Origin of the sequence: Paraburkholderia agricolaris (genome assembly GCF_009455635.1) — a bacterium.
GTDB lineage: Bacteria > Pseudomonadota > Gammaproteobacteria > Burkholderiales > Burkholderiaceae > Paraburkholderia > Paraburkholderia agricolaris.
Genome location: NZ_QPER01000001.1, coordinates 4,805,370 through 4,816,966 on the forward strand (window position 1 = coordinate 4,805,370; position 11,597 = coordinate 4,816,966).

At 62.1% G+C, this 11,597-nt stretch carries 12 protein-coding genes; 2 read left to right on the plus strand and 10 right to left on the minus strand.

Translation table 11 applies throughout. From position 1 onward, the window contains the following. Positions 1-7 precede the first annotated feature (7 nt). The 3 genes from GH665_RS21235 to GH665_RS21245 form a co-directional block, all read right to left on the minus strand. The gene (locus GH665_RS21235; protein WP_153138113.1) at positions 8-1,492 is read right to left on the minus strand and encodes a CheR family methyltransferase; all 1,485 of its coding nucleotides are present in this window, start codon (positions 1,490-1,492) and stop codon (positions 8-10) included. Continuing rightward, the gene (locus GH665_RS21240) at positions 1,489-1,953 is read right to left on the minus strand and encodes a chemotaxis protein CheW (protein WP_153138116.1); all 465 of its coding nucleotides are present in this window, start codon (positions 1,951-1,953) and stop codon (positions 1,489-1,491) included. The genes GH665_RS21235 and GH665_RS21240 overlap by 4 nt, the downstream gene beginning before the upstream one ends. A 75-nt stretch (positions 1,954-2,028) precedes the next feature. Beyond that, on the minus strand, positions 2,029-3,654 hold the full coding sequence (locus GH665_RS21245) for a methyl-accepting chemotaxis protein (protein ID WP_153138118.1): 1,626 nt from the start codon (positions 3,652-3,654) through the stop codon (positions 2,029-2,031). A 266-nt stretch (positions 3,655-3,920) separates the two neighbouring features. On the opposite strand from GH665_RS21245, the gene GH665_RS21250 reads away from it, so the two are divergent. Continuing rightward, on the plus strand, positions 3,921-4,247 hold the full coding sequence (locus tag GH665_RS21250; RefSeq protein ID WP_153138120.1) for an ecotin precursor: 327 nt from the start codon (positions 3,921-3,923) through the stop codon (positions 4,245-4,247). 101 nt (positions 4,248-4,348) lie between these two features. Here the strand turns inward: GH665_RS21250 and GH665_RS38795 are convergent, their stop codons facing one another. The 3 genes from GH665_RS38795 to mnmE all read right to left on the minus strand — a co-directional run bounded on the left by GH665_RS38795 (position 4,349) and on the right by mnmE (position 7,597). Then, a complete protein-coding gene (locus GH665_RS38795) occupies positions 4,349-4,510 on the minus strand; it encodes a hypothetical protein (protein ID WP_167530969.1) in 162 nt (53 codons plus the stop codon). 304 nt (positions 4,511-4,814) lie between these two features. Next, positions 4,815-6,026, minus strand: a complete 1,212-nt coding sequence (locus GH665_RS21255) for a tyrosine-type recombinase/integrase (RefSeq protein WP_153138122.1) — start codon at positions 6,024-6,026, stop codon at positions 4,815-4,817. A gap of 176 nt (positions 6,027-6,202) precedes the next feature. Then, positions 6,203-7,597 carry a tRNA uridine-5-carboxymethylaminomethyl(34) synthesis GTPase MnmE gene (mnmE, locus tag GH665_RS21260; RefSeq protein ID WP_153138124.1) on the minus strand — a complete coding sequence of 465 codons (1,395 nt, stop codon included), beginning with the start codon at positions 7,595-7,597 and terminating at the stop codon, positions 6,203-6,205. 358 nt (positions 7,598-7,955) lie between these two features. Here mnmE and GH665_RS21265 point away from each other — a divergent pair, with 358 nt between their 5' ends. Continuing rightward, positions 7,956-8,432, plus strand: coding sequence for an XRE family transcriptional regulator (locus GH665_RS21265; RefSeq protein WP_246216256.1), 477 nt, complete (start codon positions 7,956-7,958; stop codon positions 8,430-8,432). Between the two features lie 108 nt (positions 8,433-8,540). On the opposite strand, the gene yidC is transcribed toward GH665_RS21265, so the two are convergent. From yidC to rpmH, 4 genes are all read right to left on the minus strand, one after another. After that, entirely contained in the window at positions 8,541-10,199 is a 1,659-nt protein-coding gene (yidC, locus tag GH665_RS21270) for a membrane protein insertase YidC (RefSeq protein ID WP_153138126.1), read from the minus strand. Between the two features lie 30 nt (positions 10,200-10,229). Beyond that, on the minus strand, positions 10,230-10,460 hold the full coding sequence (gene yidD, locus GH665_RS21275; RefSeq protein ID WP_007180115.1) for a membrane protein insertion efficiency factor YidD: 231 nt from the start codon (positions 10,458-10,460) through the stop codon (positions 10,230-10,232). Positions 10,461-10,548: 88 nt separating this feature from the next. Then, positions 10,549-11,046 (minus strand): ribonuclease P protein component, encoded by a 498-nt coding sequence (rnpA, locus tag GH665_RS21280; protein ID WP_030102456.1) that lies wholly within the window; start codon positions 11,044-11,046, stop codon positions 10,549-10,551. A 14-nt stretch (positions 11,047-11,060) separates the two neighbouring features. Next, the gene (gene rpmH / locus GH665_RS21285; RefSeq protein WP_004198824.1) at positions 11,061-11,195 is read right to left on the minus strand and encodes a 50S ribosomal protein L34; all 135 of its coding nucleotides are present in this window, start codon (positions 11,193-11,195) and stop codon (positions 11,061-11,063) included. Positions 11,196-11,597: the final 402 nt, after the last annotated feature.

Consider the following 11,597-nt stretch of genomic DNA (forward strand, 5'->3'; position numbering starts at 1 on the left):
GCGCTCCTCAACCACGTTGCGCTCCCTGCGCGCGCGACGCGCGTTCCATCAACAGACGCGCACCGTTACGGTCGCCTTCGAGTTCGAGCAGCGTGGCCAAATGCGCGAGCGCTTCGGCGTGCTGCGGGTCGAGATAGAGCGCCTTGCGATACTGGCCGCGTGCCAGGTTCGTATCGCCGCTGGCGTCGGCCAGCACGCCGAGCAGGTAGAACGCATCGGCATGCGGCGCGTGCTGTTCCAGATAAGCGTTGATCGCGTTCGCGGCGTCCGTCAGACGGCCCGCATCGGCCAGCGCGTGCGCGGATTGCAGCGTGTCGCGCGCGGCGTTGGTGGGCGGGGTAATGTGGGGCGGCGTGCGGTCGTACGATTGCGCTGCGGGTTTCAACGGAACGGCCGCGCTGTTCCATATGCTCTTGTTCGGCGCGTGCAACGTGTGCTGCGGGATCTCGTTGTTCAGTGCCGCATGCGGTTGCGTACCGTCTCGAAACGCCTGTGAAGAGCCGGCATTGAACGGCGTGCGCGCCACCGGATCGGGCCACGCGAAAGGCTCTGCCGAAAACACTTGCGGCGGCGCGAGCGCGGGCACGGGCGAATGCGTCATCGCCAGTGCCGCGGCGGTGGCGAGCGGCGCGGTGTGCCAGCCGTTGAATTGCGTTTCCGTGGACGTGGCGCGGCGAAATGCGAACGCCAACGGAATCTTCGCTGACTGCATGCCATAACGCATCAGTAGTCCGGTTTCCGCGGGGCCGACGAACAGCGTGCCGTTTTCGGCCAGCACGCTATTGAGTGCATGCAAGGCCGTTTGCTGTGCATCGCGGTCGAAGTAAATCAGCACGTTGCGGCAGAACACGAAATCGTAGATACCAAGCGTCGTGGCATCGAGTTGCATCAGGTTGGCGCGCGAAAACCGCACCGCATCGACGATGCGTGGTGCGAGACGCCAGCCGTCTTCGGTGCGCGTGAAGTGGGCGTCCCGAAACGGAAACGCATTGCCGCGAAACGAATTACGGGTGTACACCGCGTTTTGTGCGACAGCCAGCGAACGTTCGCTGATATCCATCGCGTCGATGCGCATGTGCGCGGCGTCGATGCCGGCGTCGAGCAGCGTCATCGCGATTGTGTACGGTTCTTCGCCGGTCGAGCAGGGCAGGCTCAGAATCCGCAACGGCAACGCGGTGCCGCGTTCGTCAAGGCGTTCGTACGCGAGACGCGTGAGCGCTTTGAACGCGTCGGTGTCGCGATAGAACCAGGTCTCCGGCACCACTACGGTTTCGACCAGCGCCTGCACCATGGCAGGCGATGCTTGCGCAGCCTCCCAGTAGTCGTTAAGCGTGGCGTCGGCGTGACCGTCCGCGCACCAGGCGGCGGCGCGCTGATCAACCGCACGTTCGATCGCGCTATGACCGAGCGACGCCGCGTCGAGCCCGATGGTCCGATGCAACAGATCGGTGAAGCGTCGATAGAGCGGCGCGTTGTCGTGATGCGCGTTCATGCGTGCGCCTCGGGAAACAGCAGCGCTTTGACATCGTCGGGCAGCAGATGCTCGACGCGAATCCATTGCACCAGACCGCCTGCTTCGCTCGCAACCGGGCCCAGATAACGCGCGTGCGGCATGTCGATACCGGCATCGTGAAACGCTTCGGCGGCGAGGCGAATCGTGCGCGTGGCGCCTTCGAGCAGGAGCGCGAGCAGGCGTACCGTGCCGGCATGCGGATAGCGCACCAGCACGACGCGGGTCGACATCAACTGCGCGGCGGGACGGCCGAGCGCGAGCGCCGGCAGGTCGATCACCGGCAGTGGTGCGCCTTCATGATCGAGCACGCCCGCGACCCACGACGGTGCGCCGGGGATCGTCTTCGGCGGCGACTGCGGCGTGAGCGGCATCAGACGCTCCACCTGCGTCGCGTCGATCACGTAGCGTTCGCTATCGAGCGTGAAGAGGATGAAGAGCATCGGCGTGGGTTGAGTGAGGTGGCGTGCAAATAGTTGGCTTCAGCGTGCGTGTCTGAATGAGCCAGTGGTGGCGCGTCAGGCCACCACCTTGAAACGCGACACACCGGTGCGCAGACTATTGGCGACGTGCGTCAGATCGTCGATTGCCTGGGTCGACTGGCGCAGCGATTCCGCCGTCTGCTGCGCGGCCTCCGAGAGCTGCGTCAGCGCCTGGGTAATCTGCTCGGCGCCCGTGGCTTGTGTCTGCATGCCTTCGTTGACCATCGAAAAGCGCGGGGCGAGCTGCTGCACCTGCTGGATGATCTGAGTGAGATGGCCGCCCACGTTCTGCACGTCGAGCATGCCGCGCCGGACTTCTTCGGAAAACTTATCCATGCCCATCACGCCCGCCGCCACCGCCGACTGGATTTCCTTGACCATCTGTTCGATGTCGTACGTCGCCACGGCGGTCTGATCCGCGAGACGGCGAATCTCGGTTGCCACCACGGCGAAACCGCGACCGTATTCGCCGGCCTTTTCCGCTTCGATCGCGGCGTTCAGCGAGAGCAGGTTGGTCTGATCCGCGACCTTGGTGATGGTGGCGACGACCTGGTTGATGTTGCTGGCTTTTTCGTTGAGGATCGCGAGTTTCGCGTTGACCGAGCCGGCTGCCTCCATCACGAGGCGCATGGTTTCCTCCATGCGAGCGAGACCGGCATGACCGGTGCCGGCGAGCGCCGCCGACTGTCCAGCCACTTCGGAGACTTCGTTCATGGTGCGCAGCAGATCGCGCGAGGTCGCGAAGATTTCGCGCGACGTGGCCCCGATCTCGGTGGTGGTCGCCGCGGTTTCGTTCGCGGTGGCTTGCTGTTCGCGCGAGGTCGCGGCGATTTCCGTTACCGACGTGGTGACCTGAACCGCCGACTTCTGCGCCTGGCCGACCAGCGCGGTGAGCTCGTCGGTCATGCGGTTAAAGCCGGCTTCGAGCGCGCCGATTTCATCCGCGCGATTCAGTTGCAGACGTTGCGTGAGGTCGCCCGTGCGCATGACGTCGACAACTTGCAGCACCTTCGCCATCGGCGTGGTGACCGCGCGCAGCAGCCAGTAACCAGCCAGGATGGCCGCGATGGCGGCGAGCAGCAGCATCACGAGCAGCACGATGCGGGTCGTCTCGACCGAGCCGCGGATGCTTTCGGCGGACTGATCGGCGTAAGCCTTGTTGTTCTCGACGAGCTTGCGCACCGAGAGGCGGCCCGTCTCCCAAACCGGGGTGAGCTGCGCGTTGAATATCTGCGCGGCGTTCTCTTTCGACGTCGGCAATGCGGCGATCAGCGACGCCTGGATCGGCAAATATTGCGTGTACTGCTGGCGGAAATCATTGAAGAGGTCGCGGTCTTCCTGACGGAAGATGGTCCCGCCGTAATCGTTGAGCAGCTTCTGCAGCGATTGCTGGGTCTCGGTGAGCCGCGTGCTGTCGCGTTTCACGGCATCCGGGCCCTCATCGACATAGATGAGACGCTGCGTGACGGAGTAGTTCTCGAACCAGGCCGCGCGCATGGCGGTCGCGTAGTAGAGGCCGGGCATCGAGTCCTGCTGCTGACTCTTGGCGTCGCGGTCGATGCCGCCGAGTTGTTCGAAAGTGACAATCGCCATTGCCAGCATCACGATCAGCACGATTCCGAAACTGCACAGAATCCGTTGCCGGATGGTCCATTGTTTCACGCGCGCGCCCCTTAACTTTTGGCTTGGTTTCAACGCCGACGTCGACTTGCTGGTCTCGGGGTCGAAGGATCGGAAAGCTTTACGGGTCGGCGGATTTGCCGACGGGTCTGCCGCGAATTTTACATTGATCGTAGGAGCGGATGGCGGTCGGTGTGGCGTCTTCCGCCTAAGGGGTTACACCCGTAATGCCCGGTTACCAACTGCAGCATCTATTTCCGCGCGCACCCTACACAATCTGTTCCATGCCTGAACGGCGGGAGCGAAACATGAAAAAGATTGCGGTGGCGTTGTTGGTGGTGGGGAGCCTGAGCGTGGCGGGTCCGGCGTCGGCTCATGGCAATGGCGGCGATGTGGTCGGTGCGCTGATCGGCGGGGCTCTGTTGGGTGCGGTGGTGACCTCCGCGCTGAATCCGGCGCCTGTGGTCGCTTACCAGCAACCGGTCTACGCACAGCCGGTGTATCAGCCGGCGCCCGTGTACGCCGGGCCGCCGCCGGGATACTGCTATGACCAGTACCAGCGCGCGTACGTCGGTTGCGGTGCGCCGCCGCCGGCACAATATGGGTATCCGCAGCAGCCCCAGCCAGGCTGGTAAATGAATGACCTGCGCGGGCGTGTGCAGTCCCGACGCTCGCGCACCACAGAGAAAAAGGCCGTCGCAACACGCGACGGCCTTGTCTTGTTGGGTATCTCTACTCAGTGCTTGTGGTGCAGCCACTCCGCATAATGCGTATCGAGCCAGCGCTCGAGGCGCTCGGGCTTTGATTTCTCGCGATAGTGGGACGCGGCCCAGATCACCACGCCGACCACCAGCATGACCAACGGTCCCAGCAAATAAGCCATCAACGATTCTGACATGGGGGCCTCCGTCCCGGCTTGCATCCATGCTTCAGTTTAGGCGATGAATGGCGGGAAAAAAGGACGCTGTGATGGGTTGGCCGGCAACGCGGCGGTATTGACGTGAATGGGCTGAGAGGGCGTGGGACAGGGTGATTGAGAACCTAGCGAAAGCGGGGGTTTTCTTTTATGGGTGGTCAGTTTGGCTTGATCTTTGTCTGGTTGTGTACCATCGGGCATGTCGCTGGCCAATGATCAGACAAGCCACGGTAACCGGTTCGGCGCTTGCCGCCTGCCGTGTTTGGCATACTTGCCGCTGCCGCGCTCAACCGGTCACGCCTTGTCGGCCGCTCTCGATCTGGGTGTCGACGAAATCCGCCCACAGTTGCAAGGTCTGACGCTGTTCTGCCGCATGCTCAGCGTGGGCGGCTCCGCCCGGGGTGTCTTTGACGGTATGCGCGAGTGCTCTTTCGATCGGGTGCGAAGGCTGCCCCATTTCACGCAGATGGGTCGCGGCGGTGCGTCGAAAGTCATGGAGGACGAAATGCTCGACGTCGAGTCCGAGCGATTTGACGGCCTGATTGAGCGTGCTTTTGGCGATCGGCCGATCGTCACCCCTGACACTCGGGAAGACGAAATTGCGACTGGCCTTGGTCTCCTGAAGCTCGCGAAGCAGAGTGACCGCCTGATGCGGGAGATACACCACATGGTCGCGGCCCTTGTTCATCCGCGCGGCGGGGATCGTCCAGCGTGCTGCGTTGAGGCTGAACTCCGACCAGGCTGCCTCAACGATGTCCGATTTCCGTACCATCGTCAGCACCAGCAGGTGCAAAGCCAGTTTCAGCGGACGTCGGATGTTCGATGCGTAAATCGCCCGCAACATGGTGCCCATTTCGTCTGCGGCGAGCACGCGGGTGCGGCTGTCCGGCGTTGCGATGAAGCGCGCCGGGATGAGCTCCGCCGGATTGGCCGTGGCGAGTTGCCGGGCGATCAGATACTCGTAGAGTCGCTTGACTGCGTTGCGCGTATGCAGCGCCATCTTGGGCGAGCCACGGCTTTTGATCTGGTCGCATATCGTGCGGATGTCGTCAGCCGTTACGGTTTTGATCGACTTGGCGCCAAGCGTGGGGAGCACGTCTTTTTCGAGCGCGCGCCGTGTGGTGCGCTGATATTCCGCGGACTTGCCGGCCATTTCCGTTGCGAGATAAAGCTCCGCGGCCTCGCGCAGCACCTCGACCTTGCTCTCCACTCCACGGTCGCGGCGTGCTGTCGCTATTGGCGACACACCGTTTGTAACCATCTCCGCGTACTTCTGCGCCTTGGCGCGCGCAACGCGCAGCGAAATCATCCGGTAGTCGCCGATCGTGACGAGCGGCTGGCGCTTGCCGTTCAATGAATAGCGAAAGCGCCAGACCTTGGTGCCCGTCGTCATGATTTCGATAACGAGACCGTTGCCGTCAGCGACGCAGTACCGGGTGGCGCGCGGTTCGAGTGCGCGGATTTGCGCTTCGGTGAGGGGAGCGGCTAGCTTTGGCATGGCGATTCGTTTGGTACCGGGACAGCGGGGATTCTAAACCGGCTATGCTTTGTGTACCAACGAAATCAACGAATTTGGGTCAACAGATAATGTTGGGTGTGGATTTTTACGAGCGCACTGAATGGCCTTATTAGGCTTACTGGATAAGCCATTCGCGCAAAATTCTCCAGCCCGGTTTACTTGCCAATGCAAAACCGGCTGAAAATCACGCCGAGCAGGTCATCCGAACTGAATTCCCCGGTGATCGAGTTCAGTTGATCCTGCGCGAGGCGCAATTCTTCTGCGAACAGATCCAGCGCTTGAGCGTTCTGATCGGCGTGTGCTGCAGCCGTTGCCAGATGTTCCTCGGCCGCACGCAGCGCAATCAGATGCCGCTCGCGCGCGAGGTAGACGCTTTCCGCGCCCGCCTGCCAGCCGGCGATGCGCAGCAATTCTTCGCGCAGCAACGCAACCCCGTCGCCGTGTTTCGCCGACAGCCGCACTTCGCTGAGATCGAGGTCCGCGTCCAGCGGCGTCACGGTTGGCGCGAGCCCGGCTAGGTCCGTCTTGTTCAGCACGCGCACCACCGGCACGCCACTCGGGAAACGGGCCGCGATCGTTTCATCTTCGGCGGTCATGCCGGTGCGCGAGTCGAGCAGATGCAGCACGACATCCGCGCGCTCGATCTCGCTCCACGTGCGCGCAATGCCGATCTTCTCCACCTCGTCTTCGGTATCGCGCAGTCCGGCCGTATCGATCACGTGCAGCGGAATGCCTTCGATCTGGATGGTCTGCGCGACCTTGTCGCGCGTCGTGCCGGCAATCGGCGTGACGATGGCCAACTCCGCGCCGGCAAGCGCATTCAGTAGCGACGACTTGCCGACGTTCGGCTGCCCCGCCAACACCACCGACAAACCCTCGCGCAGCAACGCGCCTTGGCGCGCTTCGCTCAGCACGTGGGCGAGACGCTCGCGGATTCGCGTGAGCTTGCCGCGGGCGTCGGCGGCTTCGAGAAAGTCGATTTCTTCTTCCGGGAAGTCGAGCGTCGCTTCAACCAGCATCCGTAGCGTGATGACTTCTTCGACCAAAGCGTGGATGTCGCGCGAAAACGCACCGTCGAGCGAGCGGCCTGCCGAACGCGCGGCAGCCTCGGTGCTGGCCTCGATCAGATCGGCGACGGCTTCCGCTTGCGCCAGATCCAGCTTGTCGTTGAGAAACGCTCGCCGCGTGAATTCGCCCGGTTCGGCCAGACGCAGGCCGAACGCGCGGCCGGCGTCGATGCAACGCTGCAGCACCAGTTGCAGCACGACCGGTCCGCCGTGGCCTTGCAGTTCGAGCACATGCTCGCCGGTGTACGAGTGCGGCGCGGGAAAGTACAGCGCGATGCCGCGATCGAGCGCGTTGCCGGTGTTGTCGAGAAAGGGCACGTAGCTCGCGTGCCGTGGCGTAAGCGCCTGGCCAGTGAGCGCTTGCATCAGCGGTTGCGCGGCGGCTTCCCCGGCGCGGCCGAACGAAATTCGCACGACCCCGATCCCGCCTCGGCCGGGTGCGGTGGCAATGGCGACGATCGGATCGGAATCGGTGGCGAGCATGGGAGCGAGGCTATCAGAAGGGATGAATGCGGGATTGAAAGCGCATCAGTGAGCGCCGGGCATTGTAACGCGGGCATCCACTGCCTCTGGAGCTGGGCCGGATTCTTGACGCGATTTGGCCTTCGTTAGACAGATGGGGATTTATCTCAAATAAGCTAAGATAGCTTAAGACAGATTTGCGACAGATCGACGCGCCGGAATGCCTAAAACGCACACCACAGAAGGAAAAGACGGAATTCGGTGAAATCGTGAAATGCGTTATTAGGTGGCGATTTCAGGCTAAAAATAGCTCATACGGGCTATAAAGTAGCGTAACTGGTTGTCCACTGAGTATGCGCCGAATTGCACAATCTGGCCCATGCCGACCTCCAAAGAAAAAGCTGCTTTCGCCAAACGGCTGAAAGACTCACTCCCCAGCGAACTCCAGGGCGGGACCGCTCTGGCCAAGGCATTTAGCCTGCTCTATCGAAACGGTCCTGCGGTTTCACCGCAAACCGCGCATAAATGGCTCTCGGGTACGACGATTCCAAAGCCTGATAAGTTGCAGGTGTTGGCGACATGGCTGCAAAAAGATGTCCACTGGCTGCACTACGGTCCCGTGCCAACCGGCAAGACCAAACCGCTCGGCCGCGGCGAAAAATATCCAATGGCGCCGGAAACGATCGAGCTGGTGACGCAGATGGCGAACCGGTTCGCGGGCTTGTCGCCGAAACAGCGCAATCTGGTGGAAGAGCTGATCACGGAGTTCGACGGCGGCACACAGCCGGCAACCGACGCTACGCCCGAGCCTGAAGACGCATCGAGAGACAAGAGCCCACCAAAAAGCGAGTCATAAAAAAAGCCGCCCGGCGCAAACCGGGCGGCTTTTTTACAACCAGCTTCTGCCTCTCTTCGCCTGTCAGCCAGCGGGCGCTACCGCCACCCGCTGCAAGCAAGACATCAATCAGGCTGCTTTTGTCTTCGACTGACCCATCATCCGCGTGATGTAGTACTGCTGGGCGATCGACAGCACGTTGTTCACCACGTAGTACAGCACCAGACCGGCCGGGAAGAAGAAGAACATGACCGAGAACGCGATCGGCATGAACATCATCATCTTGGCTTGAACCGGATCCGGCGGCGTCGGGTTCAGACGCGTTTGCAGGAACATCGAGACGGCCATCAGCACCGGCAGGATGAAGAACGGGTCTTGCTGCGACAGATCGTGAATCCAGAGAATCCACGGCGCGCCGCGCATTTCAACCGACGACAGCAACACCCAGTACAGCGAGATGAACACCGGAATCTGAATCACCACCGGCAGACAGCCGCCGAACGGATTGACCTTCTCGGTCTTGTACAGCTCCATCAGCGCGGCGTTCATCTTCTGCGGATCGCCCTTGAAGCGTTCGCGCAGCGCTTGCATACGCGGCGTGATCGCCTTCATGCGCGCCATCGACTTGTAGCTGGCAGCCGACAGCGGGAAGAACACGGCCTTGATCAGCAGCGTGAGCAGCACGATCGACCAGCCCCAGTTGCCGACATAGCTGTGGATCTTCTCGAGCAGCCAGAACAGCGGCTTGGCGATGATCGTGACCCAGCCGTAGTCCTTCACCAGTTCCAGACCCGGGGCGATGCCTTCGAGCATGCGCTCTTCTTCCGGACCGGCGAACAGGCGTGCCGAAACGTCAGCCGATTGACCCGGCGCGATGGTCGGCACCGGTTCCTTCACGCCGACGCGATACAGCGCCGGATCGATCTTCTCGACATAGATGTCGCGCTTCACGCCTTGCTGCGGAATCCACGCCGACGCGAAGTAATGCTGCACCATCGCGATCCAGCCGTTGTCGGCCGAATTGACGAAGTCTTCCTTGTTCTTGTCGATGTCGCTGAACGTCATCTTCTGGAAGTGGTGCTGGTCGGTGTAGACAGCCGGCCCGATGAACGTGTGCGAGAAGCGCGGCGTTTCCACCGGCGTGTCGTCACGCACCAGTTCCATATAGACCGACGGCGTGACCGGTGCGGTACCGACGTTTTCGATCTTCGTGTCGACGCCGATCACATAGCTGCCGCGCGTGAACGTGTAGGTCTTGATGACCTTAACGCCACCCTTGACCGGCGACTCGAAGCTGAGCTGGAACGATTTGGCGTCGCCCGTCAGATCGTGCGGCTGGTTCGGCAGCGGCGTGAAGATGTCGTTATGGTTCGGGAAATCGCCGCCGAGCAGACCAGTGCGCGCCAGATACGTATGGTTCGCGGTGCGGTCGAACAGCGTGATCACCAGATCGGGCTGCTTGCCGTCGCCTTGCTTGACGAGCGACAACTTCGACAGCGTGCCGCCGCGGGTGTCGATCTCGCCGTTATAGACGTCGGTGCTGAACTTGATCAGTTGGCCTTGAGCCGCAGCCGGCGCGTTGCCCGGTGCTGCTGCGTTGGTGGCCGGCAGATCGGCGGATTGGGTTCCCGGCGTCGTGGTTCCCGGAGCGGCGCCTTCGACGGTCTTGGTCGGGTTGGCGCTCGGGAAGAACATCGACGGGCGTCCGTGGTCGCGTTGCCAGTTGTCGAACAGCATGACCGCTGACATGAAAAAGATGACCCATAGGACGGTGCGTTTGATATCCATGCGTTGTCTCAGTGTCGATGGAACGGCGCGTCAGCGCTTTTCAGAAGTGGGAGGCGGGACGAGATCGATGCCGCCCGCGGAAAACGGGTGGCAGCGGCAAATACGCCTGGCGGCGAGATAAGTCCCGCGCGCGGCGCCATGATACTGGATTGCTTCGCGCGCGTAATCAGAACAGGAAGGGTAAAAACGGCACCGGTTGCCGAGCATAGGGCTCACAGCAACCTTATAGAAACGCAGTAAAGCGATGAGTACCGTTTGCATGGCTGGTGCGGCCGGACGGCGCCGCGCAACGTGGAGTACCGGGCGACGCCCGCGCAGCCTGGCTGCACTGCGGGCGGTCACTTGAGCGTCATTCCGTCTTGGGCGCTTCCGCGGGCGGCGCCTCGCGACGGACAATTTCGCGCGCTGCCTTGTCGAGCAGCACCTCTATCTCGCTGCGGCACAGCGCCCTTAACGGCGGCGACGAAGCGCTCGGCAAAGCCTTCTTGTCGAAGCGCGTGTGCAAACGCAGCAGCACATCCCAACCGCCGAATTCCGCGCGACGCAGCCGGAAGGCTTCACGCGCGAGTCGACGTACCAGATTACGCGTGGCCGCGCGCGGCGCATACTTCTTGCCGATTACGAGGCCTAAGCGAGCGTCATTGCCGGTGGGCCGGCCGTACACCACGAAGTGTGCGGTGCGGCGCCATGGGCGCAAACGAAAAACGGATGAAAATTCATCCGTTTTCAGTAGCCTTGCGGCTTTGGGGAAGGCGGCTTGCGCTCGCAACGGAACCGAGCCCTGTTGCGGCGCCCCTGCCGCTCCCGCGTCACCGCGGTTCTCGCCTGGCACAGACGGAGCGCGCAATCCGCTCGCCTGCCTTAGATGGCGAGGCGCTTGCGGCCCTTCGCGCGACGTGCGTTGATGACCTTGCGGCCACCTGCGGTCTTCATGCGAACGCGGAAGCCGTGGGTGCGCTTGCGACGGGTAACGGAAGGTTGGTAAGTACGTTTCATGTTGCTCTCACTTGATCGACTGATCGAAAATTAACCGCACGATCATCGCTGAAGCGGCAATGGCCGGAGGTTGTGCAGAATTGGTTTTCGCGGAACCCGCTATTTAAACCGGTTTTCTTTTGGCCGTCAATAGTTTAGCCTGGTTCGGCCTGTCCCCAAGAAGAGTCCACAGGACGATCCGTCCCTGTGGATAACTCCCTTTCGCCGCCGTTTTGGCGGTAGAATCTCGCCTTACTTCCCAAAAATCCTGCACGCCGCTCCGGCTCGCTTGTCCCGCAAACCCTTGTGGCACAAGCGCCTGGAGCCATCGCGCCTGGTTTGGCCTAGCTGCTCAGGGCCTTGTTGCGTACGCGCGACAGGGGCAGCGGCGAACCGCCGTGCATACATAACGACAGCAACTCG

Coding starts and splice junctions, on each gene's coding strand:
- yidD (WP_007180115.1), bottom strand. CDS start 10,460: ATGCAAACGGTACTCATCGCTTTACTGCGTTTCTATAAGGTTGCTGTG.
- GH665_RS21255 (WP_153138122.1), bottom strand. CDS start 6,026: ATGCCAAAGCTAGCCGCTCCCCTCACCGAAGCGCAAATCCGCGCACTC.
- GH665_RS21240 (WP_153138116.1), bottom strand. CDS start 1,953: ATGCTCTTCATCCTCTTCACGCTCGATAGCGAACGCTACGTGATCGAC.
- yidC (WP_153138126.1), bottom strand. CDS start 10,199: ATGGATATCAAACGCACCGTCCTATGGGTCATCTTTTTCATGTCAGCG.
- GH665_RS38795 (WP_167530969.1), bottom strand. CDS start 4,510: ATGTCAGAATCGTTGATGGCTTATTTGCTGGGACCGTTGGTCATGCTG.
- mnmE (WP_153138124.1), bottom strand. CDS start 7,597: ATGCTCGCCACCGATTCCGATCCGATCGTCGCCATTGCCACCGCACCC.
- GH665_RS21250 (WP_153138120.1), top strand. CDS start 3,921: ATGAAAAAGATTGCGGTGGCGTTGTTGGTGGTGGGGAGCCTGAGCGTG.
- rpmH (WP_004198824.1), bottom strand. CDS start 11,195: ATGAAACGTACTTACCAACCTTCCGTTACCCGTCGCAAGCGCACCCAC.
- GH665_RS21235 (WP_153138113.1), bottom strand. CDS start 1,492: ATGAACGCGCATCACGACAACGCGCCGCTCTATCGACGCTTCACCGAT.
- GH665_RS21265 (WP_246216256.1), top strand. CDS start 7,956: ATGCCGACCTCCAAAGAAAAAGCTGCTTTCGCCAAACGGCTGAAAGAC.